Here is a 23,014-nt window from a genome sequence, read left to right on the forward strand (position 1 = left end):
CTGAGCACAGCTCGGTGTACCCGGCCTTGCGAGAACTGGAGACGGATGGACTCATCAAATCGGAGCGCTTGCCGGGGACGCGCGGGCCGGAACGCTCGATCTACAGCATGACCGTTGCTGGACGCGAGAAGCTGACGGCTTGAGTGGCGAAGGGCTCACCGCGCCCGGCCATCAAGGACGAACAGATACTGCGGGTGTTGTGCTTCGATCTGCTGCCGCGCGAGACAGCGTTGCAGCAGATCCGCGAGGTGCGTGCGGACCACCAGGCCCAGCTTGAGTTCTTTCTCGCAAGGCAGGCCGTGCTGACCGAGCAGCAGCTTGGACCGCTGTTGATGACACGCCGCGGCGTGCTGGCGGAACAGGCCTATATCGCGTGGTGTGACGAGGTGGCGGAAATGATTGCTCGCAGGCCAGCCTGATGCCCGGCCGAATTCAAGCCGCGCGCGGCTTGAATACACCCAATGGTGGTGCCGAGCGGGTCGGCGCCACCGTCCTTGACAATGGCGCGTGACACGTCCAGGTAGACAAACGGTGTGAGCGCCGCCAGGGTCCGCGGTCAACTTCGCGACTGCCCCGTCCTGGAACCCCGGGTTCCGACCGGTTTCCCGGCATCTGGCGACGTAACTCCTGTAGAGCGCACCTACTGGACGGTGATTGTTGCCTTCATATTCGGGTGTATGCCGCAGAAGATACTGTAGACACCCGGTTTATCGAACCTGAACTTGTAGGTGTCGTTCTGATCGAGCGCGCCGGAACGGAACAGACCGGCGTCGTTGACAACCGTGTGAGGCTCGCCATCGAGATTTTTCCAGGTCACGGTGGAGCCAGCCTTGATCGTGAGCGACATCGGCGAGAACATGAAACTCTTCACAACGACGACATTGGCCTCCTGCGCTTGCGCGACGGAGAACCCGGAAGCCGATGCCGCCATGAGTATCCCGGCCCCGAGGGGGACGACGAAGGCGCGGCGAAGGATAGTCGTTAGCATGATTTGGGTCCTGGTTGGTGAGCAGTGCCTGGAATTCAGGCGAGCGTGGTATCGGCGAGTGTCGCTGCGAGCGGGTGGCGCATGATCTTGATGCTGGTCACGCCAAGCATCCTGGGAAGCTGATCGCTCGGTACGGTCAGCGGCATGGGCCCAGGTCCATTGCCGGCCGTCGGTTGCGGATAGGCCGTCGAGCGCGCCGTATGGAAGGTGATATTGCCTTCCACCTTTGACACGATCTGGTGGATATGGCCGTTCAAGACAGTGACCGAGGTGAAGCGCTGCAGATAGCTCATCGCCTCGCCGGCGTCGCCGGTGCCCCAACCCCACGGTTGGTAGATCGTCCACATTGGCATATGCGCGAAGACGACGATCGGCGTGCTGGACGAGCGGCCCCTCAGATCGGCTTTCAGCCAGGCGAGTTGGTGGTCGCCCAAGCCCCCCAGACCGTTCGGCTTGAAATGCATCACGTTGACCAGGCCGATAAAGTGGACGCCACTGTGGTCGAAACTGTAGTAGCCCTTATTGCCGGAGGCTTGACCGAAACGGTTGAAGTATTCCGTCCCAGTCCCATCGGTCACATCATGCTCGCCGGGCACGGTATGCAACTCGGTGATATTCAGCCCCGACAGCAATTGGGCTGCGTGGTCGAACTCCTCCGCCTTGGAAAGATGCGTAATGTCACCTGTGTGAATCGTCAGCGCCGGCTTGACCGGCATGGCGTTGACGAAGTCAATGGTCTGCTTGAGCGTGCCTGCGACGTCGGGATTGGCCTCCTTGTTGAAGCCAATATGCGTGTCGCTGATCTGCAGGAAAAGGGGGACCCCTGCGGCAACCGACTGACCCTTCGCCGAGGCGGCAAGGGCCAATTCCACCGGCGCGAGAACACCGCCGGCCAGGACAAACACCGTGCCCGCACCACCGAAAGCGAGACACTTCAACGCGCCGCGGCGCGACGGATCGGATGGAAGATCTGACGACATATTGCCCTCACGAGTCAGGTTCGAGAGGTAGATCGCCGGACTATCCGACGGGCCTCCCGATTGGGTTCAAGAGCAAGACTGCTGGGCCATCCGTTTTATTCCACCGTAAGCGCCGCGCTGCGGCGGCTAGCAAGCAGGCCTGCGCACGCAGGCCTTGAGTCACGGCGGTGGCGCTCTGCGTCATGACGACATGATCAGAGCCGGTGACCGATGCCGGTCCGACCCGCCACCTGATGCTGACCGGCCGACGGCGAGCCGATTCTACGATCGAGCCAGTATTTCCTACTGAAGTATTGAAGGAGCGGGAATATCCGGCGACGAAACAGCGTCTACTCATCGCATATCGCGCAACACCCACCCGAGCAATGGAATCAAGAAATGTGCCATGGCCGCCATTTCGCCGGCCGTCCTTGCCTCCCGCCCAACCGGTCGGGAGCAACAGAGCCGAAGCCGCCGCTCACCAGGCTGGCGCCAGCTCAGGGTGGAGAAGATGGCCTGTGTCCGACTGCTGGATTCGCCGTTTGGCCGCGGCCGTGCAACAAGTCCTCTCCACGTTGAACATCAAGGGGAACAAAAGTGCAACCAATTCTGCGCCGCTTGCAGCTCGGATCGGGTGTGGTGCTGCTGATCTACCTCTTTCTCCACCTGGCCAATCACGCGCTCGGGATCTGGTCGCTGGAGCTTGCCGGGCGCGGTCTCACGCTGGCGCTGCGGCTCTGGCACAGCGTGCCCGGAACGATCCTGCTTTACGGTTCGGCCTCCCTGCATTTTGCGCTGGCGCTGCGCACGATCTACGGGCGCCACCACTGGGCGCTGCCGCCCACCGAATGGATCCGCCTTTGGGCGGGACTCAGCCTCCCTCTACTGCTCATCCGCCATGCAGTGGCGACCCGACTCGCCGCCTCGCTCTATGGCTTCGAGCTGAACTATGAGCGGATCGTGATATTGCTGATCACGAGCGGCACGCAAGGCTTGCAAGTTGCATTGCTCGCCCCGGGCTGGGTACACGGTTGCCTGGGGCTGTGGATCCGCTTGCGCCACCATGCGATGGTACAGCGTGCAAAGCCTGCACTGCTCGCGCTGCTTGTCCTGCTGCCACTACTGTCTGCGGCCGGCCTTGTTCGGATGACCCGAGCCGTCGTGGCTAGCAGTGCCATGCTCCCGGCGCCCGATCCGAAGCTGGTCGCGCATCGGATCGCTCTCGATGCGTGGCGTCACAATCTCGTAGCCCTCTATTTGCTGCTGATCATCGGCGCTTTCGTGGCCGGCCAGTTGCGCAATTGGCTTGAGCGTCGAAGATCGTGCAAAGCGTCGCTCAATACCTGATGCACAGCGCTAGAGAGAAGGTGGCGAACGGCCTGGGGGCATAGACGGGCGACCCTCAAGCCGACTCGGCCCACCTTCGAGAACGCATGTGCGACCTGTGCGCGCAATCCATCGCAATCAAGGCATGGGCTTCGTCTGTGCCGCCTGGTTCCCACCCATTAGCGTGTTCTTTTCCGCACGATGTTTGGCTTCCAGCTTTTGTTCCGCCGCCTGAAGGTCGGCGGGGTAGTCACCATAGTCGCCTTGGGAAGGGTTATAACCGACGGACTTCAACTCCTCGAGTTCATGCAGCAATTCTGCACGAGTGACTTGATGCGTGCCCGGTTCCGGCGGCGTTTGCGTGAGTGCACAGGCTGAAGCTGCCACTAACGCAGCGCTCATGATGAGCGCGCCGCGCATGGGCCGGACTGCAAGCCGATTCAGCGAATTCAATTTCATGGCAATGCTCCTTGGATGTTCGAGCGAGTGATGTCCGTAGTCGACTTGACTTCGCAGCATGACGCTCTGCACGGGTAGACCGCAGAACCGATCTCCTTATTCCCCAATCTCTCTCGCAAAAAAAGCGTCCGTGGCATCAGCGATAAGAGGAGACAGCGACACGCCCAACCGCACAGTGGCTTGACGCTCGGCCCCGCTACATCCGTCGCCGTGCCTCGTGAGCGGGAATAAACCTGGTGTCTGCGCGGTTCTACAAGTGCACGGCGGACCAGTTCCCGGGAATGATCGTGATCCCGGAAACCGGCACGCGATGCATGCCCAAGCGTAGCCTTCACGGCGATGCGCCTTGGAAGCTGTTCCTACTGTATTTGGAGATCGTCATGAAAATCCTGATTTCGGCCGTTGTCGCTGCATTGGCATCCTTCGCAGCCCTGGCCCATGCATCCAACATCCCCACCAATGCCGCAACCTCAGACAGTAAAACCCATATCAACGGGCCGCGCGATCCCTACACCGATGGCGCGAAAGCAGGCAAATTCGATGTCTATTCCGACGGCGCAAAAGTCACGGATCGGCGCGATCCTTTCACCGACGGCGCGCACAGCTAAGACGCTGCGAGAAGCGCAGGGGGGCCGCGGGCCGCCCGTATTGCGCCATGTGGCGGGCGGCGTGAGCCGGCGCCATGTGGCGCAGGCTGGAGGGATTTCGCCCAAGGCCAGAGCCGACGCAAGGCCCCCCGATGCCCCGTGGCCCGTCTTGGTCGAATAGGTCTTCGCATTCAGCTCATACCTGGCCCGCACCGCGGCATCCAGGTCCACGCCTGTCGCCGTCACCAGCCGCACCAGGTAGATCGTGATGGCGGCTAGCCCATGCTCCCTATGCTCCCCATGCTCGCGCTCCCTCGACCGACGCTTTGCTCAACACTGGATTGACGTTGGACGCGGATACCATCCTGGCCGACCGGGATGAGCCGCGCCTCCTACGTCTCTGGCACGAGCCCGTTCCACGCCGGCGAAGCTAAGATACGAATTCGGCTGCGTCCCGACGCCGGAGGGTGCGCAAGCTGCCGCGCGCATTGCAGAAGGGGACTCCGCAGTGCAGGCACCCGGCGGGAAACAGCCGGCGCATCGAGAGCGTGGAGAGCAAAGCATGTCACTCTTTCCCTATCTTCAAAGGTTGCGGCCGACGGGGGTGCGATCGGTTCGGCTGTCCACCGGACTGGTGCTGTTTGCCTACGTAGGCACGCACCTCCTGAATCACTCGCTGGGGAATATCTCGCTCGCATGGCTGGAGCGTGATCTGCTTGTACAGAAGTTCATCTGGCAGGGATGGCTGGGAACAGCCTTGCTGTACAGCGCGCTGGCGACGCATTTCTTCCTGGGTCTGTGGGCTCTGTACGAACGGCGCTCGTTGCATTGGACTCCGGGCGAGGTGGCGCAGCTCGTCCTCGGCTTGTGCATACCGCCGCTGCTAGCCAACCACGTTGTGAATACGCGGGTCGCCCTTGCCGAGTTCGGCCTGAACAAGGGGTACGCGCAGTTGCTGTACTCGTTCTGGATCGATTCACCGTTCTTCAGCCGCGTGCAGCTGATGCTGTTGGTGGTCGCCTGGCTGCATGGGTGTTACGGCATCTGGTTCTGGTTGCGATTGAAACCATGGTTCGGGGCGTGGCGGAGCGTGCTGCTGAGCGTCGCCGTGCTGCTCCCGGTGCTCGCGCTGCTAGGCTTCTTGCAGGGCGGACGGGAAGTGATCGCGCTCGCGCAGGATCCCGTCTGGCGCGCCGCGGCGACCCGGCCGGCGATCATCGGAACGGGATTGCAGAATCTCTGGCTCGCCGAGATGCGCAACGACTTTTTGCTTTTCGATGGTGGTGCGCTGCTGATGGTGCTCGCAGCGCGGCTGGTGCGCACGATGCGCGAGCGCCGAGCCGGGCGGCTCTGTGTTCTGTATCCGGACGGGCGAAGGGTATTCGCGCCGCTCGGATTTTCGGTGCTCGAGGCTAGCCGCATGGCCGGCGTTCCCCATGCCAGCAGTTGCGGTGGCCGCGCCCGATGCACATTGTGCCGGGTGCGCGTGCTCAGCGATGCGCCGCTGCCCGCGCCCGCCGAGGCGGAGCGGCGCGTTCTGGAGCGGCTGGGAGCGGATTCGCAGACAGTTCGCCTCGCCTGCCAGTTGCGGCCGACCCATGATCTCTCCGTGTGGCCATTGGTGCCGCCGGCAGCATCCACGGCCTTCTTGCAACGGCGCCAGCGGGACGTCATGCCGCAAGAGCGATTCGCGGCGTTCATGTTCGTGGATATGCGGGAGTCCACAAAGCTCGCGGCGGCACAATTGCCGTTCGACAGTCTATTCGTTGTCAGTCGCTTCCTGAGTGCGGTCAGCTCCGCGGTAGTCCAGGCGGGCGGCCTGCCAAACCAGTTCCTGGGGGATGCAGTGCTCGCGATCTTTGGCTTAAGCAGCGAGCCGTCCACCGCTTGTCGTCAGGCGCTCAGAGCGGTGCCGCTGGTGGCAGCCAATATTGACGAACTCAACGCCGCGCTCAAGCAGCAGCTGCAAGCGCAGATCCGGTTTGGCATTGGATTGCATTGCGGCCGGGCCGTCATGGGCGAGATTGGTTTCCGCGAGCATGTCACGTTCACTGCGATCGGTGACCCGTTGAACGTGGCCTCGAGACTTGAGCAGTTAACAAAGGAGATCGCTTGCGAGGCGATCGTCTCGGAACAGGTCTTCCAGCATGCCGGCGTTTCAGCCGCAGGCCTGCCGCAGCTTGCCGCACGCCTGCGAGGCCGCGATGACCCGATGCCCGTCCGTGTGCTGTCCAAGGCGGCGCAGATGCCTCGGGCCTGACTATGCCCGCTACGCCACGCCGGCAGCTTTGGCCGATGATGGGCTGGTCGCCGACGTCACCTTGGATGGCCACTCATCGCTACGCAACGGACGCGGCGCGGACAGAGGCTGGATGCCTGCCTGTCGGTGCGGGCATTCATCGCATCCTGACTTGCTTTGCTTGCGACGGTACATCAATTGCACGGAGAAGCATGACTTCCAGGAAGCAGCGCCGATATCGAGGTTGCATCAAATCCGAGGGCGGTTCTGACGGTAAGCATGAAGATCGGATCTGCAAGCGACTGCTTGTGCAGCGCGAATCCAACCTCAGCAAATGGACTCGTGACGGAGAGATCGGGGTTCGCAGCCCGAAAGGAAAAGCACATCAGAAACTCGCAGTCGTGGCGTTGGGCCTCGACACCGAAATCGATCACGTTGAGGTGCCAGTCTCCATCATCCCTCGTTAGAGGTATTAGGAGCTGGCGGGCGAGCGCCTCAAGACAGGCGCGGTTCTGCACGATGGATGCGGCCTTCTCGATCCCCAGTGAGCTCGGCATGCCGTGCACATCGACGACGACAACTTCTGTAAGATCCGAGAGTACCGCCATCCATTCGTCGCGCGGGGTAGCACCGAACCTGTTGATGAGCGAAAACTCACCAGGCGTTGCGAACCCCATTTCGCCGCGCGGCTCCGTTGCCGGCATCGGGTGAGAGCTCGATTTGGTGGCCGCCGGCAGCCGTGCCATCCGCGCCAAAGGATCGTTCAACTGCGAACAATATTCAATGGCTTCGATCGTCGCCCGCCGAATGCGATCGGTGGGCAGACCGCGACTCTCTGCAGGCATTGCGGCGGCTCTGCCCGTCCGAGCCGCTTGAGCGTTTCGAGCCAGCAGCGCCTCGAAATCCATCCGATAGTGTCGTCCAAACTGCAGATGCTTCTGCTTGAGCCGCGCCGACTGATCCCGAAGCCAAATGTCGCCAAGGTCTGCATAGGCGTCCGTATGGACTTCATTGATGGGCATGACAGACTCCTTGCTTGAGGCTATACCGTGCACAATGCCGGACTCGTGGAACGGAGACATGTTGCGACTGGCTCGCAATGAAGTGTAGGCAGCCGGTTCTGGGCGCGCTCTCCGTTTCTTGCGATTGAATCCAACACGCCTATCCGAATTTGTCGATCAGGCGTTTCGCACGTCTTGGTAACTGAATGCGTAAAACTGGAAGGTCCCGCTCCCTGCGCGCATCTTCCCTGCTGGCCTGCGCGTCGCGCTCATGCTGACCCTCCGGGCGCGAGCGTCATCAGGCTGGACAAGTCGAGACTCGCCTTCAGTGAGACGCACAGATTCATTGCGATTAAGGCGGGCAGTACATCGGCCCGGCGAACGCCATTGGCGAAGGCGCATTCAATGCTGCAACTATCCCCCTGATCAACGACGGCCAACGACGCTACGGGGGAACCTACCGTTGTGTGCAGACTGGCTACTGCCTCCGGCGGGCTGGGAAGTTCCAGCGGCTATCTGTTCCGTACGTGCGAAGGCTTGCGCGCCAATGGAAACCACCACGCGGCACTGGAGCGGCTAGCCACTCTAGTGCGCACCGCTCACACAGACGATGAGGTGCTGTCACTGGCCTGGACGGCGAGTCGACCATCGGATTGGTTTGCGCAGCAAGAATCGGAGTTTCGATCAACGCACGGATGCCTATTCTCTTGCTCAGGGCATCGAATGGTTTCGATGAACCTTCCCGAAACTAACTGTGAGGATCTTTCCAATGAGCAAAGAAGAGCAGAACAAGGCCGTCGTCGGTCGTTGGTTCACGGAATTCTGGGGCAAGAATGTCAATCTCGCGGTGATCGATGAAATTGCCGCGCCGAACATGCTGCTCAAGTACTCGCTGCACGAGCCCCGTCGTGGCCGTGAGGACATCAAGGCCTTCATGACCGACTTCCGTGCCGCGTTCCCCGATCTCAACTTTTGGGGCACGGCTGAGCTGATCGCCGAGGGCGACTATGTCGTCGGTCAGTGGGAAGGTGGCGGCACCCACACGGGCCCGGCATTTGATGACTTCCTGATCGGCGGTTTGCCTGCCGCAACCGGCCGCAAGATGCACTTCACCGGTACCACCGTGTTGAAGGTGATCGACGGCAGGATCGTAGAAGAACTCGGCCTGGACGACGGCGTGGCTGCGCTGACCCAGCTCGGCCTGATCAAGGGGGCCGCCATTAATGGAGACGGCTGATCTCCAGAAATCAGGAGAGGTCACGTGACGCCATACTGGCGTCGCGTGACCCTTCTTCATTGCGCACCTCATATTCACGTCGCGTGATTTCAGAATGCCCGAGCTGGAAACGGGGCGTACCGGATAGGATGAGGTCGTAGATTCCTGGACAGTGAGATCGATCAGCCTTGAGAGGACATCACTGCCACGATTCGAATCGGTTACCCACCCGGTGCCTATGATCTCTTTCACATCGGGCACCTCAATCTCCTGCGACAAGCCAAAGAGCATTGCGACATTCTCATCGCCGGCGTCGTGGCCGACGAGGTTCTGATTCAGTACAAGGGGGGGAAGCCCGCTTCGCGGGTTTCGGTGTCGAGGTTCCATATGGAAGGCTCACATCGAGCAGTGCGCTTTGCTGACTGGCCGAGATTGGCCGACAGCGGTCGTGCGCTGTCCCGGCGCCGAACCCGGGCTTCTGGACCATACCTCTGGAGCAGCCGCGCCCCCATCGGGCTGCACGGCAATCCAGCCAATTCCGGATTTCTAGTCCAGCAAAAGCGCACGTAGTCCAGCTAATTCCGGTTCCCTACAAGAGTTGGGCCTTCTCGCTGTCGCAAGGCGCCTCAACACCTCGGTAGTGCCCATCGCTCCCCCGGAATATGGCGAAGGCCCAGACGACCGATCGCGCATGCCCCCTCTCGTCTAAGCTTTGAAGCAGTCGGTTCACGTCAGAGGCTTGGGACGCTGCTGTGCCGGCAAGTGTGGAATCCAAGGAGAAACGCCCATGTCCAGACTCAGAGTTCACGGATTCGCCGTATCCATCGATGGCTACGGCGCCGGCCCCCGCCAGAGCCTTGCGGATCCCCTTGGCGTCGGAGGTACCGCCTTGCATGAATGGGTATTCGCCACGCGCACGTTCCAGCACATGTTTGGCGGTGTTGGGGGCACCACGGGGGCGGATGACGACTTCGCGGCACACGGCTTCGACCACATCGGCGCCTGGATCATCGGGCGCAATATGTTTGGCCCTGTCCGCGGCCCGTGGCCCGACGATAGTTGGATGGGATGGTGGGGCCCGGAGCCCCCCTATCACACGCCCGTATTTGTGCTGACCCACCATCCGCGCGAATCGGTCGCGATGGAGGGCGGCACCACCTTCCATTTCGTCACCGATGGCATCCATGCCGCGCTGGAGCGCGCCAGGGCAGCCGCCGGAGGGCGCGATGTCCGTTTGGGAGGCGGCGTGGCGAGCGTGCAACAATACCTGCGCGCCGGGTTGGTTGATGAAATGCACCTGGCGCTGGTGCCAGCGGTGCTGGGCGCGGGCGAAGCCTTGCTCGCCGGTATCGATCTGGGCAAGCTGGGTTACGCATGCACCCGGCACGTCGGGACGCAGACGGCGATGCACGTCGTGCTGACAAGGCGCCCATAGCCGAGCGGGGGAATTTGTAAAAAAAGCGCAAGCCTCGTCGATCCGGGGCACGTTCAAGCGTCGTGGCAGTACAGGGACGAGCGGGACGCTCCGCGCGGCCTTCCCCTATGAGTTCAACAGCGAAAGGAATCCACATGACCCAAGCCATCGCATATCTCGCCTTCGACGGCAACTGCGCCGAAGCCATGCGCTTCTACGAGCAGGCCCTCCACGCCAAGCTCGAAGTGCTGATGAGCGGCGCCGACTCGCCCATGGCCGACCAGATGCCGAAGGAGTTTGCCCACCGCATCTTGCACGCGCGGCTCGCACTGCCCGGTGGCGGCACCCTCTACGCCGGCGATAGCCCGGCGAACGTGCCGTACGAGGGCATCAAAGGCGTCTCCATCGCGCTCGACTATCCAAGTACGGAAGAAGCCGAGCAGGTGTTTGCCGCCCTTGCTGCCGGCGGCAAGGTGACCATGCCGATGCAACCCGCCTTCTGGGCCGAGCGCTGGGGCATGCTGGTCGACAAGTTTGGCACGCCGTGGATCGTCAATGGGCATCCGCTGCCATTCTGATATGGCATGCCCGACGGGGCAGGAGCCTCGTGCTGCGGCGCGGCTGCGCCCAACGTCGGCCGTCGCGCTGCGCGCGGCGGACTATCGAAAACGCTTGCTATCGCCAAAACGAAGCCTGAACGCGGCTGGGCTCAACGTCAGAAGACACCAAGCGCAAGACCGGCCGCCAATCCAGCGCCGAGTTCGGCACAGTGCGTAAGGTCTTCCGCGCCGATCTCCTTGTGTGCCAGGATGCGGTCCGGCGTCTGTGCATGGGTGCAGACTATCAGGCCTGGCGCCACACACTTGAGGCGCCAGCCGGTGGCGATGCGTTCGACCTGACGCAGTGCGTTCTGCCCGTCGCTGCCGGCACAGATCATGGTCGCGTACGGGCGGCCGTTCACACGGTCAAGTGCCGCGTAGTAGCAGCGATCAAAGAAGTCCTTCATCAGCCCGGACATCGCAGCCAGGTTCTCCGGCGTCGCGAACAGATAGCCGTCGGCTGCCAGCACATCGTCCGGGCCGGTCTCGGCCGCTCGCTGCAGCTTGACCGCGACGCCAGGCTGCATACGCGCCGCGTCGGCTGCCGCCTCGGCCATCTGCTCTGTTCCTCCGGTCATCGTGTGGTAGATGATCAACAGCGTCTTCATTCGTTCCTGCTCGCCGGCCGCCGGTACCCTGCGAACTCTATCACGCCGGCAAGGTCTTGATCACGCCACCACCCTCGTCATCCCGATGCGCTCGCCACCCGCCAGTATTCAGGGATGGCCGCTGTGTCCCTTCGCCAGCGGCAGCATTGGCTGCGCGCCGCTGGCCGGCCCGAGCTTCGCCTTTCTCTTGTCTGCCATGGCCTTGTCGATCACCTTCTGCTGCGCCAGGTCGTGAAACGCGTGGGCACGAAGGGGCAGTAGCAGGACGGGAACCAGGGTAAGCAGGGCAAATACAAGCTTCTTCATGGCAGGACTCCTTGTTGACGAGCGGGAGATGTCAAATCTCATGTCGGGGTAGATCACGTTCTTGCCTTCGCCGTTCAGAACCGGACGATCAGGTCCGCCGCTACCATGGTCTGGACCCGTTTCGTGCCGCCGTTGAAGGCGGGACTGCTTGCCGTATAGCGATTGATCTCGGGCCGGAAGATGAGCGACTGGTTGAAGAAGTGCGTCCAGCTCACTGCCTCGCCCCAGTATCTGGCGGGAGTGCCCGTGCGCTGGCCCTGGCGGTCGTCCATGTATTCGAGGCGGAACGAGACGCTGTCCTTGGAGCTGAACTGCCAGTTCAGGTAATCCACGACGGCGATTTCGCTGGTTTTGAAGCGCTTGCTCGGGTCGGTGAAGAAGGCACTGTTCAAGCATCCATTGGGGGTTGCCGGCCCGTCGCCGCCGACCTGGCCGGTACAAACGGGAACATTGTTCTCCTTCATGTACCAGGCCTCGATCGCGTTGTTCAACGTCTGGCTGAAGCGGTGGCTCCAGGTTGCCACCCACTGGTTGACGTTGTTGTATGCATAGTTGGCGCCGTTGATCGTATTCGCGCAGCCGTAGATCGAGTCGGAATTGGCATTGTTGATCCACTGCGCGCAAACCAGTGGCGACAGCTTCGAACCCTGGGTGCCGGGCATGGTGTCGTTGCCGCCGGTCAGGCCAAACTGCACCGTCCAGTTCTTGCTCAGCTTGATGGAATCAACCACGCCGATCTGCGTGTACGGGTCATACGCATAGAGCAAAGAGTGACTGAACATATAGTTGTCGGGCGCGAGCTGGGCCTCGATGTCGGGCAGCGAGATAAAGCGACCCACACGAATGTTCATGCCCTCCGCAACGCCAGGAATGTACGTATCGACATACGCCATCGGGATGTCGAAGCCGTATTGCTGGTTCTTGCTGAGCAACTGGTTGCTCCAGAAACCCTTCATGGTGGTGAAGCGGTAGTCCATGCCGTACAGCAGGTCGAAGCGGAAGCCGAAGTCGATGTGATCGGTCTGGTACGTGTCGGGCAGGCGCGTCACACGCAGGTCCGCCTGGTGTAGTTGTATCGAGTTGGGGATCTGATCGTAGGCGGCCGGCGCGTTCGTGTAGCGGTTGCCAGGCTGCCGCTGCGAGGTGCTCATATTGCCGCCGATTTCCACCCAGCCGCTGATTTGCGTGCGCGAATCCTTCCAGAAGTCGGTGGACTCGCTCAGCGCCTTCATCAGCGGATAGACCGGCGCGTTATTGCGGTCGCCGATGGTCGGCGTGCCGCCCATCTGATATTCACCGTAGGGAAAGGGCGGGGAGTTCTGCGGCGCGGGAAACTTGCGCAGTTCGGGCGCGTCCCCACCGCTGCCGCCGTCGCCCGTGTAGGGCCACGGCGTATCAGGCATCGCCTGCGAACCATCGGCGTACGCGCGGATGAACGTGCCGATGGCGCTGCTGGATTCCGGCTTTGGCGCAGCCACTGAGGTTGCCGCATCGTCGGCGAAGGCGCACTGGCCGAGCGCCAGGCTGAGGACACCAAGCAAGGCCGGCATTAGCCTTGGCAGCCTTGGTAGTTTTTGCACTTTGAACGACAGCATATTCTAGGTTCACTTGGAATGGGGCACGTTTTATGACTTCTCCTGAACGTAAGGCTTGATGAGACTCCCCTGGCCTGCCTTGCGTTGCCAGCGATTTAGCCATGCACCACATAAAATATTCGTTAAGAATGCTGCACTGCGATATAGAAGATTCAATAATGCCAGCAGCCCGGCACACATCTGGTGCAAAGCTTTGAATTCCGACATGGAACCGCAAGATATTCTTTATGTCTTCGATATTTTGCCGCCCGTTTTTTGATCATTTTTTTATTTGTATTTAGGCTTAATGGATCTAAGTCGGTAACTCTCTTGCGAAGACAATGCATTGTGTAATCTTGATCGACGATGAACGTTCGATGCAGTTCATCCTGCGGCGCTTCCTGGCAGGAGAGGGCTATCAGGTCTTCGTGGCCGAGAGCGGCAAGGAGGGCATCAAGCTGGCCGGCTCCCGGCGGCCTGATGTGGTTCTGCTCGATGTCCGCCTGCCGGATATGAGCGCCATACGCGTGATCGATGAAATCCGCAAATGGTCGAGCGTGCCAATCCTGGCGATCTCGGGATCGGACACGGAGGACGACAAGATCCGCCTGCTCGATGCCGGCGCCGATGGCCACCTGACCAAGCCCTTCGGCATGGGCGAACTCGCGTCGCGGATCCGCGCATTGCTGCGGCGACGCTTTCCGGAACTGGACGCCGCGCCGCTGCGCAAGAAGAGCCGGCTCCAACTCGATCCGTTCGCATGTGTCGCCAGCATCGACGAAAAGACGATCGCGGTCACGCCGCGCGAGTTTCGCCTGCTCTGGCTGCTGTCATCGAGCCAGGGCAAGGTTGTGCCGCACGGGCGCCTGCTCAGCGAGGTCTGGGGCCCCTCGCATCAGGGCGATGCGCACTACCTGCGCGTCGCCATCGCCAGCCTGCGCAAGAAGTTGAGCCAGGCCGGCGGGCAACCACACATCATCCGCACCGTGCCAAAACTTGGGTATGTGCTTGATCAAGACAAGAGGCAACAATGAACGGAGGAAACGGGAACCCTCACTGCCGGTGATGCGCCTGGCGGTGCACAGACCGACGATGACGACCAAAGCCCCGGCTGCAACCGCGATGCTGGACCTGGGCAAGGCCAGAGATACGGAGGGGTCGAGAACGTCGCGTGATACCTGCCAGCGCGACCTTCTCTGGTTGATTATCCTGGAACGCAAGCCGGGGCGTGGCTGAAGCTATTGCGCGCGCAGATCGTGCCGTCGCGACCGTGGATCACAAGTTCGACGCTTTCGCGCCGGGCTTGTACCGCACCAGCGGCAATAGCCTTCTCCTGGGTCTCGTGGTGCGATTCGGCGTATCTTGCGCCCTCGCGAATGACATCCCAGCCGTCTTTGTATGGCTTGATGTGGATATTGCTGTCCATGGCAGTCTCAACCGTCAGATAAGTAGATTGTTTGCGTTGCGCGGGGGCGGCACCGGCTGGCATGTCATCGTTTTCCCTGGGGGATATGTCTTTGCCGGTGTGGCGCAGGCTCTTCCATCAGGTACGCGGCATGGTCGAACCCAGCCGTCGGGAGGGCCGTCGCGAGGGCGTGCATGGCCGCGTCATGCGCGCCGTCTTCGAGTCCTATGTGCACGGTGGCCTGGCCGCGGCGAGCGTGGACCTCGACGATATAAACGCGAGCTGAATGCCCGATGACTTGATGCAGCCACTGGCGCAGTGCTAGCACTTGGCTTGACGTTACAGCCACGCGCAGACGGATCCAGCGACTCGTGGTGTCGGGGGCGTCCCCGCGTGCTGCTGCGGAGCACCCGCTATCGTGGCCACCATGCCGCCGCGGGACGGAGGCAAAGGCAACGAGCAGGCTTGTCGGTTGCATAGGGTTGAGACCCGCGCGGGGGCAGTTCGGCTGTTGATGATTGAATGCTAAGGAGCGCGGCGTCAACATGGCGCAGCAATCCTCGCATCCCGCATCAATATCTCATCAAGATGCGGGGCCAGCGCCGAGCCGCAGTGCGACAGCCTTTGCATCGCCGTTGCGCGTGCCGGTTGTGCCATGTGATGGAATGACTCTGTCAGCCATGCCAGACATGTTCTCGTCATAACCTCGCTCGCTGGTCAAGCACCTTTGTCGCTAAGCCACAGGCTCAGCGAACTCTCGGGTGCAGGCGCGCTTGCATCTACATTAGTCACAAAAGGCTTTCCGTCCTCATTTCGCTGGCAGCAGCGTCGGATGCGGCCTGCGGCGCGGGCGCTCACGCGGCAGCGTGTAGTGAGCAGGGAGTGATTATTAGATAGCATTGGTGGCATTGTCGGAGTGGTGGAGGCGCCTGGCCGGCAAGCCTCCTGATCCGCTCGCACCGATACCCGCCATGCGACGCGGTCGTGAAGCACACGCGATATTCGAAAAGAACGCCGCGCTGACTAAGCAGGGTCAAGATGACGCGACTGCGCAGTATGATTTTCGGGCCGCCCCGAGATCCGCTCGCCCAAGCGCCGCCATTCAGAACCGATGCCGCACGCCCACAATCGCGCCAACCTGGCTCTGCCCGGCGCCGACCTGTTCCGTGGTATTCACCAGCGTCGTCGCATTAGCATTCAGCGATGGCCCGAACCCAGACAAGCCCATCGCCGATCCATCCCGGTTCTTCGCGTAGGCGAGGATCGTATAGAGATCGGTGCGCTTGGACAGCGCGTACGTGCCCGACAACACAAAGCTCAGCGGATCGGCCGATGAATTGCGCACGTCGGTGTAGTACGCAGCGCCGGTCAGCGACACCGCTGGCGTGGCCTGGTACTGCACGCCGGCCCAGTAGAGGTTGGTGCGCAGGGAATTGGTGGTGAAGTCGCCACGGTAGTAGCGGTAGCCCGCCAGCACCTTGACCGACGAGAAGGCATACGCCGCTGCCACGGCGGCGCGGCGCTCGCGGTTGTCCTGCAGCGTGACCGTGCTGCCGCGGACTTCGTCGTAGGCCACGCGCGCGGACAGGGGGCCGTTGGAGTAGCCCAGGCTGGCGCTCCATTCCCGTCCTGCCTTGGACGCGCCGGCGATTTCGCCGCCGGCGGTGCTGTCGTAGCCGGTGCTGTAGAGCAGGCCGTAGTAGATGCCGCCGGTGGTGCCGGTGAACTTGATGGAGTTGTCGGCGCGGCTGGACATCCATTTGTCGTGCATCAGCAGGGAGTAGCGGGTCGAGATGACCATCGGGTCGAATGCCGACGAGAAATCGAACAGCAGCGTCTGATGGCGGCCGAGGGTCAGCGTGCCAAACGCGTTCTGCAGGCCGACGAAGGCCTGGCGGCCGAACAGGCGGCCGCCCTGGTTGACCTTGCCAGTGTCGAGGTCGAAGCCGTTCTCCAGTACGAATACGCCCTTGATGCCGTTGCCCAGGTCTTCCGTGCCACGCAGGCCAAAGCGCGAGGTGGAGAGGTTGCCGGTGGACATGCGCACCGTGGAGTCGCTGCCGCCGGCGGCGTTGGGCACGTGGCTCAGGTATTCGATGCCGGCGTCGACCACGCCATAGAGCGTGATACTGCCTTGCGCCATTGCGGCGCCGGGGATGAGCGGCAACAGCGCCAGCCATGCACGAGATTTCATTGCTTTGATTTCCTTATGATTTGCGACGCCCCAAGGGCTCGGGCATCGCAGCGGCGTCAATGTAGCCTCATAAGGACAAGGCAAGAAAGGGAGTTCCCGGGACAGACTGTTCCTGTCGGCGAACAGTTGGTTCAGCCGGCTGCCGGCTGCCGGTCGGCACGCCCGTGCCGGCAAAGGTGGCGTCCGGCCGTACCGGCTCTGGAGCCTGCTGAGGCTCGAGTGGAAACGGCGCTGTGTAAATGGATAAAAGAAGAAGGTTTCGATCTCAAAGGGACCTGATGCTGGAGTTGTATTTAATCCTAGCCAATAGCCTGTGCGGACTGGTATCTTTAATAGTAGCTTCGGTTACCTGCCCAGAAACGGGCTAATCTGCGCCTTGTCTCCACTGGCACCGCGCCAGTGCGAGGTACGCAATCCGTTGTGCCAGGAGTTAACGAGCAAGACCTTGGAGCGCGCCATAGTGGTCTGGTTGGCTGAGATTGTGCGTAAGTTTCTTCGCCTTAGCGAAGGGCGAATACTGGTGGAGCAACTGCGGCTGCTACTGGGCAATGTCGGCAGTTCTGTCGTTCCCGCGGTGCTTTTGGCCCTGGTGTTGGTCTGGGCCTTATCCAACGATAGCAACGCCTTCGGCCTGAGGGTGTGGTGTGCGGTAGTGATCCTGTCCAAGCTTTACTCCGCCTATCACGCGCGCCGCGTCCTTGCAGCCGGCCTTGCCATCGAGCAGGCCCCTCGCCTCGTCTTGGTGCTGATGGTGCTGAACCTGGTGGGTGGCGCGGCTTGGGGCGCTTTGGCATGGGTTACGCTCGATACGACCTCCGTCGTGGGGAGCATCTTGGTGAACTCGGTCCTGGCGGGTGTGGCAGGCAGTTCGATGTCGATGCTTTCACCAGTGCTGCCGGTGTTTGTCGTATTTATCGTCTTCGAGTTTATCGCTACCGCGTCCAAGTTCTGGCAGATGGGGGATCCGGCTTATACCGCGCTGGCACTGACACTTGTCTTCTATCTTGTCTCGCTCATCCTGCAGGCGCGGAACAGCGCTATTGCGGTGCGTGCCGCAATCGACGTGCGCTTCGAAAATATGGAATTGCTGGCGCGGTTACGCGAGGAATCCATTAAGGTGCAGCACGCGCATAGGGAGGCGGTTACGGCCAATCTGGCTAAATCAAGATTCCTCGCGGCGGCCAGCCATGATTTACGCCAACCGGTTCACGCGCTGGGGTTGTTTCTGGAAGTGCTCGCACGCGGCGAACTCACCGAGATCCAGCGCGGTGTGCTCGGGAATGCCCGCTCCGCTTCCGAGGCGTCCGCTGGCATGCTCAGCACGCTGCTCGATTTTTCACGGATCGAAGCGGGTGTCGTCGATGCACAAGTACGGCCGTTTCACCTGCAGCCACTGCTTCACAAGATTGAGAATGAACTTGCGCCGCAAGCCAATGCGAAAGGCCTGGTTTACCGCACGCGCGATACCCATGTGGCCCTGCAATCTGATCCGGCATTGGTGGAATTGATCTTGAGAAACCTGGTGTCCAATGCCATTCGCTATTCCGAGCGAGGCGGTGTGCTGGTGGCGTGTCGCACTCGCGGCAATCAAACACGGCTGGAGGTCTGGGATACGGGAATCGGTATCGACCCGCTTCAGCACGAGGAGATATTCCGCGAATTCCATCAACTCGGTAATTCCGAACGGGACCGCAACAAGGGGCTGGGTCTGGGCCTGGCTATCGCGGATGGCCTGGCGCGCACGCTAGGGCATGAATTGTCTCTGTCGTCCAGGCCAGGGCGCGGCAGCGTGTTCAGGTTGATCTTGCCGAATGCGCGCGTTCCAGTCATCAGGGATGAGCGTGAAAATGATCATGCCCCTTTGCAAAAGCTCGACGTGCGAGTGTTGGTCATCGACGATGATGAGGTTGTGCGCGCGGGCATGCTGCACTTGATCCAAGACTGGGGTTGCAGGTGCGAGGCGGTTGAATCGATCGAGGATGCACTAGCTTGCGCACGCGTCAATCCCCCGGATATCGTCATCAGCGATTTCCGGCTGCGCAATCAACGCACGGGCGCTCAAGCGATTGACGCGCTGCGTACGGAGTTTGGCGTGAATCTGCCAGCGCTCCTCATTACCGGCGACACTGCACCAGAGCGGTTGCGCGATGCGCGGGCCAGTGGGATACCCCTGCTGCACAAGCCCGTGGCGCCGAGCCAGTTATATAGGAGACTGGTGAGCGTGCTGACCGACATGGATAGGTAGGAGGCGGGACAGCCTGCGCCTGTCGGCGAACCGCCTGTCCTGGCTCCCTTGGTTCCTTTCCCGCTTACCGCTTGCGCTGCAAAAACTCGTTCATATACCGCTGCGGCTCACCGGTCTCGAATGCACTGCCAAACTCTGCCACGCTGTTGTTGATGGACACATCCAGCGGGGCTTCTTCCCACTCGCGCAACAGCCGCTTTTGCTGGCGCACCACGGTGGGGCCGAAGCCGGCCAGCAGCGTGGCGAGGCGCTCGATCTCGGCGTCCAGTTCGCCCAGCGGCACGACCTTGCTCACCAGGCCCCAGGCCAGCGCTTCGCGCGCGTCGGAGATCTCGCCGGTCAGCAACATCCACGCGGCGCGGGCGTTGCCGATCAGGCGGGGCATCAGCGCGGCGTGGATCACGGACGGAATGCCGACCTTGACCTCGGGCATGCCGACGTGGGTGTTGTCGGCGGCGATGCGGATGTCGCAGGCCAGCGCGAGCTCCAGCCCGCCGCCCAGGCACCAGCCGGGCATGCGCGCGATCACCGGCACGGGGAAGTGGCGCAGCGCGTCGCACAGGCCGCGCAGGCCGCTGATGAAGCGCTGCGCCCTGTCGCGGGTGAGGGCGGCCATCTCCTTGATGTCGGCGCCGCCGATAAAGCCTTTTTCCCCGGCGCCTTGCACGATCAGCACGCGGATCTCGTCGCGGGCAGCGAGTTCGGTCACGGCCTGGGTCAGTGCGGCGATGACCGGCGTGCTCAGGATATTGAGCGAGCCTGCCTCGCGGATGGTGAGGGTGGCGATGCCGAGCGCGTTGATCTCGACGCCGGCGTATTGCTTGTCGTATTGCTTGTCGTGCGGCTTGCTATCTGCGTGGCTCATGGCTCTGCCTTACTGCAATTTGGTGAAATGGATATCTTCGACGACCTTCTTCCAGTGCGCGTTCTGGCCGCGGATCAGGTCGGCGAATGCCTTGCGGGTCATCGGTGCGGGAATGGCGCCTTGCTTCTCGATGGCGGTGACGACCTCCGGATCGGCCAGGACCTGCCGCACTGCGTCGTTAAGCCTGTCCAGGATAGCCGCCGGCGTGCCGGCCGGCGCGCCCAGGCCGAACCAGGAGGGATTGTTCATGGCCGGCAGGCCGGCCTCGGCATAGGTTGGCACATTGGGCAGCACCTTCAGCCGCTGCCTGGCCGCCACCGCCAGCGGGCGCAGGCGGTGGCCCTGGATCAGGCTGGAGGAGGAGGGGATGTTGTCGAACACCACCTGGATCTGTCCCGCCACCGCATCGTTGAGCGCGGGGCCCAGGCCCTTGTAGGGCACGTGGAGCATCCTGGTGCCGGTCTCGTTCATGAACAGCTCGCCGTTCATATGGCTCAGGCCGCCATTGCCCGAAGAGCCGAACGAGTACTTGCCCGAGTTGGCCTTCAGCAGCTTGATAAAGGCGGGCAGGTCGCTGGCCGGGAAGGCGGGGTTGACCACCAGCACGTTGGGCACGTCGGCGAGGTTGCTGATGGGTTCGAAATCCTTGACGGGGTCGTAGGCGGTTTTTGCGTACACGTTGGGGTTGACCGCGTGCGAGCTTTCCACTTCCATGACCAGCGTATAGCCGTCGGCGGGCTGCTTGGCCGCATAAGCACTGCCCACGGCGCCGCCCGCGCCGGGGCGGTTTTCCACCACAACGGGTTGCTTGAGCACGGCGCCGAGGTGGGTGCCGACGATGCGCGCGATGATGTCGGTGGTGCCGCCGGCCGCGTAGGGCACGATCAGCTTGATGGGCTTGTCGGGGTAGGCCGAGGCGTGCGCGCCGCTGGCAAGGCTCAGGCCAGCGAGCAGCGTGGTGGCGATGATGGGTTTGTTCAAGCGAAGTCTCCGGATGGATTTGTTTATGTGTTGGTGCGCGCTGTCACTAGCTGGCGTTGCGCCGGCCGTGCTCATCGAGCAGCGGCGGGGGCGCCAGCGCTCGCGCGCCGCTACTGGCCAGCATGGGGTTGCGGATCATCGGCACGCGGCCAAGCACCGGGTGCTCGGCTTGCTGCATCAGTTGGCGGTGCGCCACCTGCGGATGCGCGAACACTTCTGCCATCGAGTGGATCGGGCCCCATGGCACGCCGGCCGCATCGAAGGCTTGGGTCCAGCTCTGCCGGTCACGGGTGGGGAACACATCGGTGAGCAGCTTGCGCAGCGCCGGCAGGTTGGCGATGCGCCCGGAGTTGCTGGCGTAGCGCGCGTCTGTTGCCAGCGCGCCGAGGCCCGCCACTTCGCAAAAGCGCGCGAACTGCGTGTCATTGCCGATGGCAAGGATCAGGTAGCCATCCGCGCAGCGGAAGACTTCATACGGCGCGCAGTTGGGATGCGTATTGCCGCTGCGTTGCGGCGCCCTGCCGGACACGAGGTAGTTGGATGCCTGGTTGGCATTGAGCGCCACGGCCACGTCGAGCAGGGCGATATCCAGGTACTCGCCCTCGCCCGTGGCGTGGCGGCGTAGCAAGGCCGCCAGCACGGCCGAGGTGGCATACATGCCGGTGGTCAGGTCCACCACCGCCACGCCCGTGCGCAGCGGGCCGGCGCCCGGCTCGCCGTCGGGGTGCCCGGTGTAGCTCATCAGTCCGCCCATGCCCTGGAACACATAGTCGTAGCCGGGCTTGTCGGCCATCGGGCCACTCTGGCCAAAGCCGGTGATCGACAGGTAGACCAGCCGCGGGTTGAGCGCCTTGAGCGTTTCGTAGTCCAGGCCGTAGCGGCGCAGCGTGCCAACCTTGTAGTTCTCCACCAGGACATCCGCTTCCAGCGCAAGCTGCCGGATCTGCGCGGCGCCTTCGGGGGTAGCGTAGTCGATGGCCACGGATTGCTTGCCGCGGTTGCAGCAGATGAAGTAGGCGGAGAGGCCGGCCTGGCTATCGCCGCTCGCGCTGTCTTCAGGCGCTTGCAAGTAGGGCGGGCCCCAGCCGCGCGTATCGTCGCCGTGACCGGGGCGTTCTATCTTGGTGACTTCGGCTCCAAGGTCGGCCAGGTTCTGCGTGCACCACGGGCCGGCCAGTATCCGGGACAAATCCAGCACCTTGATGCCGGCCAGGGCCTGATGAAGCATGGGTTCTCCGCAAGACAGGTAGTGATAGTGCGGGCGAGTGTATCGGCGGCCCCCAGGGGCGGGCCAGTTCATAGTTTTCAAGGAAGCGTTCGCCGAATTCGAATGGCGCGGGGAGGCCGGGGGAGGCCGGGGGCGGCCTGAAGTGAATTCCGGGAGGCTCGGCTGCAAACGGTGCCGCATTCCTCTCCTAGCGGCGTGCGGCACGCGCTACACTTGAGCTACCGCGCCTGCGATCGAGAAGTAGATCGAGCAGAAGCATCCGGATTCCGGCGCGGCCAATTTCCTGCTTCACCTACCCCCAGCGAGGAGATGCATCATGTCGACACCGTCCAATCCGTTCACCGATTTCAGCAAGTTGCTTGAGCAGTACAAGCTCCCCGGGGTCGATATGACTTCGGTGATCGAAGCGCGGCGCAAGGATATCGAAGCCATCACGGAGGCCAACAAGGTGGCCTACGAAGGCATGCAGGCACTGGTGCAGAAGCAGACGGAGATCCTGAGCAAGACCATGCAGGAGATCCAGGAGGCGGCGCAAAAGATGACCACCGGCGGCAACCCGGCCGAGGCCATGGCCAAGCAGGGCGAGTTCGTTCAGCAGGGCCTGCAGCAGGCCTTCAACAACATGCGTGAACTGGCGGAGATGGCGCAGAAATCCCAGGCCGAGGCGCTGGCCGTGATCACCAAGCGCGCGGAGCAGAATATCGAAGAGGCGAAAAACCTGATGAAGGGAAAGGGCAAGTAAGCGCAAGCAAGCGCAAGCGATCCGCTGTTGCGGACAGCCTCGCCAGGCCAGGATCGCTCCCGATCCTGGCCTGGCGAG

Annotated in this window: 25 protein-coding genes; 13 read left to right on the forward strand and 12 right to left on the reverse strand. The window is 62.2% G+C overall.

The window, feature by feature from the left end:
* The first annotated feature begins 14 nt into the window (after positions 1-14).
* Positions 15-143: a PadR family transcriptional regulator gene (locus ACYP5B_RS11545; RefSeq protein WP_459569711.1), complete on the forward strand. Its 129-nt coding sequence runs from the start codon at positions 15-17 to the stop codon at positions 141-143.
* Positions 144-419 (forward strand): hypothetical protein, encoded by a 276-nt coding sequence (locus ACYP5B_RS11550; RefSeq protein ID WP_459569684.1) that lies wholly within the window; start codon positions 144-146, stop codon positions 417-419.
* A gap of 221 nt (positions 420-640) precedes the next feature.
* On the opposite strand, the gene ACYP5B_RS11555 is transcribed toward ACYP5B_RS11550, so the two are convergent.
* Positions 641-988 (reverse strand): cupredoxin domain-containing protein, encoded by a 348-nt coding sequence (locus ACYP5B_RS11555; RefSeq protein ID WP_400101959.1) that lies wholly within the window; start codon positions 986-988, stop codon positions 641-643.
* 35 nt (positions 989-1,023) lie between these two features.
* The gene (locus tag ACYP5B_RS11560; RefSeq protein ID WP_400101960.1) at positions 1,024-1,968 is read right to left on the reverse strand and encodes a metallophosphoesterase family protein; all 945 of its coding nucleotides are present in this window, start codon (positions 1,966-1,968) and stop codon (positions 1,024-1,026) included.
* Between the two features lie 576 nt (positions 1,969-2,544).
* On the opposite strand from ACYP5B_RS11560, the gene ACYP5B_RS11565 reads away from it, so the two are divergent.
* Complete coding sequence (locus ACYP5B_RS11565) at positions 2,545-3,294, forward strand: hypothetical protein (RefSeq protein WP_459569686.1); 750 nt, start codon at positions 2,545-2,547, stop codon at positions 3,292-3,294.
* 117 nt (positions 3,295-3,411) lie between these two features.
* Here ACYP5B_RS11565 and ACYP5B_RS11570 read toward each other — a convergent pair whose 3' ends face one another.
* Positions 3,412-3,732, reverse strand: a complete 321-nt coding sequence (locus ACYP5B_RS11570; protein ID WP_459569687.1) for a DUF4148 domain-containing protein — start codon at positions 3,730-3,732, stop codon at positions 3,412-3,414.
* 380 nt (positions 3,733-4,112) lie between these two features.
* Here ACYP5B_RS11570 and ACYP5B_RS11575 point away from each other — a divergent pair, with 380 nt between their 5' ends.
* Together ACYP5B_RS11575 and ACYP5B_RS11580 are read left to right on the forward strand one after the other, a co-directional pair.
* The gene (locus ACYP5B_RS11575; protein ID WP_459569688.1) at positions 4,113-4,340 is read left to right on the forward strand and encodes a hypothetical protein; all 228 of its coding nucleotides are present in this window, start codon (positions 4,113-4,115) and stop codon (positions 4,338-4,340) included.
* Between the two features lie 541 nt (positions 4,341-4,881).
* A complete protein-coding gene (locus ACYP5B_RS11580; protein WP_459569690.1) occupies positions 4,882-6,579 on the forward strand; it encodes an adenylate/guanylate cyclase domain-containing protein in 1,698 nt (565 codons plus the stop codon).
* A gap of 173 nt (positions 6,580-6,752) precedes the next feature.
* Here the strand turns inward: ACYP5B_RS11580 and ACYP5B_RS11585 are convergent, their stop codons facing one another.
* Positions 6,753-7,580, reverse strand: coding sequence for a hypothetical protein (locus tag ACYP5B_RS11585; protein ID WP_459569691.1), 828 nt, complete (start codon positions 7,578-7,580; stop codon positions 6,753-6,755).
* Positions 7,581-8,328: 748 nt separating this feature from the next.
* Between ACYP5B_RS11585 and ACYP5B_RS11590 the strand changes: the two genes are divergently transcribed.
* The 4 genes from ACYP5B_RS11590 (at position 8,329) to ACYP5B_RS11605 (ending at position 10,767) form a co-directional block, all read left to right on the forward strand.
* On the forward strand, positions 8,329-8,796 hold the full coding sequence (locus ACYP5B_RS11590) for an ester cyclase (RefSeq protein ID WP_318234942.1): 468 nt from the start codon (positions 8,329-8,331) through the stop codon (positions 8,794-8,796).
* 195 nt (positions 8,797-8,991) lie between these two features.
* Entirely contained in the window at positions 8,992-9,345 is a 354-nt protein-coding gene (locus tag ACYP5B_RS11595; protein WP_459569712.1) for an adenylyltransferase/cytidyltransferase family protein, read from the forward strand.
* 217 nt (positions 9,346-9,562) lie between these two features.
* Positions 9,563-10,210, forward strand: a complete 648-nt coding sequence (locus tag ACYP5B_RS11600; protein WP_459569692.1) for a dihydrofolate reductase family protein — start codon at positions 9,563-9,565, stop codon at positions 10,208-10,210.
* A gap of 134 nt (positions 10,211-10,344) precedes the next feature.
* A complete protein-coding gene (locus ACYP5B_RS11605; RefSeq protein WP_400101968.1) occupies positions 10,345-10,767 on the forward strand; it encodes a VOC family protein in 423 nt (140 codons plus the stop codon).
* Positions 10,768-10,904: 137 nt separating this feature from the next.
* Here ACYP5B_RS11605 and ACYP5B_RS11610 read toward each other — a convergent pair whose 3' ends face one another.
* The 3 genes from ACYP5B_RS11610 to ACYP5B_RS11620 form a co-directional block, all read right to left on the reverse strand.
* On the reverse strand, positions 10,905-11,396 hold the full coding sequence (locus ACYP5B_RS11610; RefSeq protein ID WP_400101969.1) for a flavodoxin family protein: 492 nt from the start codon (positions 11,394-11,396) through the stop codon (positions 10,905-10,907).
* Between the two features lie 108 nt (positions 11,397-11,504).
* Positions 11,505-11,702 (reverse strand): hypothetical protein, encoded by a 198-nt coding sequence (locus ACYP5B_RS11615; RefSeq protein WP_193692228.1) that lies wholly within the window; start codon positions 11,700-11,702, stop codon positions 11,505-11,507.
* A gap of 74 nt (positions 11,703-11,776) precedes the next feature.
* Positions 11,777-13,252 carry an outer membrane beta-barrel protein gene (locus ACYP5B_RS11620; RefSeq protein ID WP_459569694.1) on the reverse strand — a complete coding sequence of 492 codons (1,476 nt, stop codon included), beginning with the start codon at positions 13,250-13,252 and terminating at the stop codon, positions 11,777-11,779.
* A 365-nt stretch (positions 13,253-13,617) separates the two neighbouring features.
* Between ACYP5B_RS11620 and ACYP5B_RS11625 the strand changes: the two genes are divergently transcribed.
* Complete coding sequence (locus ACYP5B_RS11625) at positions 13,618-14,310, forward strand: response regulator transcription factor (RefSeq protein ID WP_400101971.1); 693 nt, start codon at positions 13,618-13,620, stop codon at positions 14,308-14,310.
* Between the two features lie 170 nt (positions 14,311-14,480).
* Here the strand turns inward: ACYP5B_RS11625 and ACYP5B_RS11630 are convergent, their stop codons facing one another.
* Positions 14,481-14,702 carry a DUF2188 domain-containing protein gene (locus ACYP5B_RS11630; RefSeq protein WP_459569695.1) on the reverse strand — a complete coding sequence of 74 codons (222 nt, stop codon included), beginning with the start codon at positions 14,700-14,702 and terminating at the stop codon, positions 14,481-14,483.
* A gap of 61 nt (positions 14,703-14,763) precedes the next feature.
* On the opposite strand from ACYP5B_RS11630, the gene ACYP5B_RS11635 reads away from it, so the two are divergent.
* Complete coding sequence (locus ACYP5B_RS11635) at positions 14,764-14,967, forward strand: hypothetical protein (protein WP_459569697.1); 204 nt, start codon at positions 14,764-14,766, stop codon at positions 14,965-14,967.
* Between the two features lie 816 nt (positions 14,968-15,783).
* Here the strand turns inward: ACYP5B_RS11635 and ACYP5B_RS11640 are convergent.
* Complete coding sequence (locus ACYP5B_RS11640; protein WP_400102752.1) at positions 15,784-16,875, reverse strand: porin; 1,092 nt, start codon at positions 16,873-16,875, stop codon at positions 15,784-15,786.
* Positions 16,876-17,320: 445 nt separating this feature from the next.
* On the opposite strand from ACYP5B_RS11640, the gene ACYP5B_RS11645 reads away from it, so the two are divergent.
* On the forward strand, positions 17,321-19,120 hold the full coding sequence (locus ACYP5B_RS11645) for an ATP-binding response regulator (protein ID WP_459569699.1): 1,800 nt from the start codon (positions 17,321-17,323) through the stop codon (positions 19,118-19,120).
* Positions 19,121-19,184: 64 nt separating this feature from the next.
* Here the strand turns inward: ACYP5B_RS11645 and ACYP5B_RS11650 are convergent, their stop codons facing one another.
* From ACYP5B_RS11650 to ACYP5B_RS11660, 3 genes are read right to left on the reverse strand one after another with little or no spacing between them, the layout of a single operon-like run.
* Complete coding sequence (locus ACYP5B_RS11650) at positions 19,185-19,985, reverse strand: enoyl-CoA hydratase (RefSeq protein WP_459569701.1); 801 nt, start codon at positions 19,983-19,985, stop codon at positions 19,185-19,187.
* Positions 19,986-19,994: 9 nt separating this feature from the next.
* Entirely contained in the window at positions 19,995-20,966 is a 972-nt protein-coding gene (locus ACYP5B_RS11655; protein WP_459569702.1) for a Bug family tripartite tricarboxylate transporter substrate binding protein, read from the reverse strand.
* 46 nt (positions 20,967-21,012) lie between these two features.
* Positions 21,013-22,194 (reverse strand): CaiB/BaiF CoA transferase family protein, encoded by a 1,182-nt coding sequence (locus tag ACYP5B_RS11660; protein WP_459569703.1) that lies wholly within the window; start codon positions 22,192-22,194, stop codon positions 21,013-21,015.
* Positions 22,195-22,510: 316 nt separating this feature from the next.
* Between ACYP5B_RS11660 and ACYP5B_RS11665 the strand changes: the two genes are divergently transcribed.
* Positions 22,511-22,936 (forward strand): phasin family protein, encoded by a 426-nt coding sequence (locus ACYP5B_RS11665; RefSeq protein WP_318234958.1) that lies wholly within the window; start codon positions 22,511-22,513, stop codon positions 22,934-22,936.
* The last annotated feature ends 78 nt before the right edge of the window (positions 22,937-23,014 follow it).

This window comes from Cupriavidus sp. 8B (assembly GCF_054589115.1).

Coding starts and splice junctions, on each gene's coding strand:
- ACYP5B_RS11570 (WP_459569687.1), bottom strand. CDS start 3,732: ATGAAATTGAATTCGCTGAATCGGCTTGCAGTCCGGCCCATGCGCGGC.
- ACYP5B_RS11600 (WP_459569692.1), top strand. CDS start 9,563: ATGTCCAGACTCAGAGTTCACGGATTCGCCGTATCCATCGATGGCTAC.
- ACYP5B_RS11610 (WP_400101969.1), bottom strand. CDS start 11,396: ATGAAGACGCTGTTGATCATCTACCACACGATGACCGGAGGAACAGAG.
- ACYP5B_RS11555 (WP_400101959.1), bottom strand. CDS start 988: ATGCTAACGACTATCCTTCGCCGCGCCTTCGTCGTCCCCCTCGGGGCC.
- ACYP5B_RS11660 (WP_459569703.1), bottom strand. CDS start 22,194: ATGCTTCATCAGGCCCTGGCCGGCATCAAGGTGCTGGATTTGTCCCGG.
- ACYP5B_RS11580 (WP_459569690.1), top strand. CDS start 4,882: ATGTCACTCTTTCCCTATCTTCAAAGGTTGCGGCCGACGGGGGTGCGA.
- ACYP5B_RS11640 (WP_400102752.1), bottom strand. CDS start 16,875: ATGAAATCTCGTGCATGGCTGGCGCTGTTGCCGCTCATCCCCGGCGCC.
- ACYP5B_RS11625 (WP_400101971.1), top strand. CDS start 13,618: ATGCATTGTGTAATCTTGATCGACGATGAACGTTCGATGCAGTTCATC.
- ACYP5B_RS11590 (WP_318234942.1), top strand. CDS start 8,329: ATGAGCAAAGAAGAGCAGAACAAGGCCGTCGTCGGTCGTTGGTTCACG.
- ACYP5B_RS11630 (WP_459569695.1), bottom strand. CDS start 14,702: ATGGACAGCAATATCCACATCAAGCCATACAAAGACGGCTGGGATGTC.
- ACYP5B_RS11560 (WP_400101960.1), bottom strand. CDS start 1,968: ATGTCGTCAGATCTTCCATCCGATCCGTCGCGCCGCGGCGCGTTGAAG.
- ACYP5B_RS11585 (WP_459569691.1), bottom strand. CDS start 7,580: ATGCCCATCAATGAAGTCCATACGGACGCCTATGCAGACCTTGGCGAC.
- ACYP5B_RS11620 (WP_459569694.1), bottom strand. CDS start 13,252: ATGCCGGCCTTGCTTGGTGTCCTCAGCCTGGCGCTCGGCCAGTGCGCC.
- ACYP5B_RS11605 (WP_400101968.1), top strand. CDS start 10,345: ATGACCCAAGCCATCGCATATCTCGCCTTCGACGGCAACTGCGCCGAA.
- ACYP5B_RS11650 (WP_459569701.1), bottom strand. CDS start 19,985: ATGAGCCACGCAGATAGCAAGCCGCACGACAAGCAATACGACAAGCAA.
- ACYP5B_RS11665 (WP_318234958.1), top strand. CDS start 22,511: ATGTCGACACCGTCCAATCCGTTCACCGATTTCAGCAAGTTGCTTGAG.
- ACYP5B_RS11575 (WP_459569688.1), top strand. CDS start 4,113: ATGAAAATCCTGATTTCGGCCGTTGTCGCTGCATTGGCATCCTTCGCA.
- ACYP5B_RS11635 (WP_459569697.1), top strand. CDS start 14,764: ATGTCATCGTTTTCCCTGGGGGATATGTCTTTGCCGGTGTGGCGCAGG.
- ACYP5B_RS11615 (WP_193692228.1), bottom strand. CDS start 11,702: ATGAAGAAGCTTGTATTTGCCCTGCTTACCCTGGTTCCCGTCCTGCTA.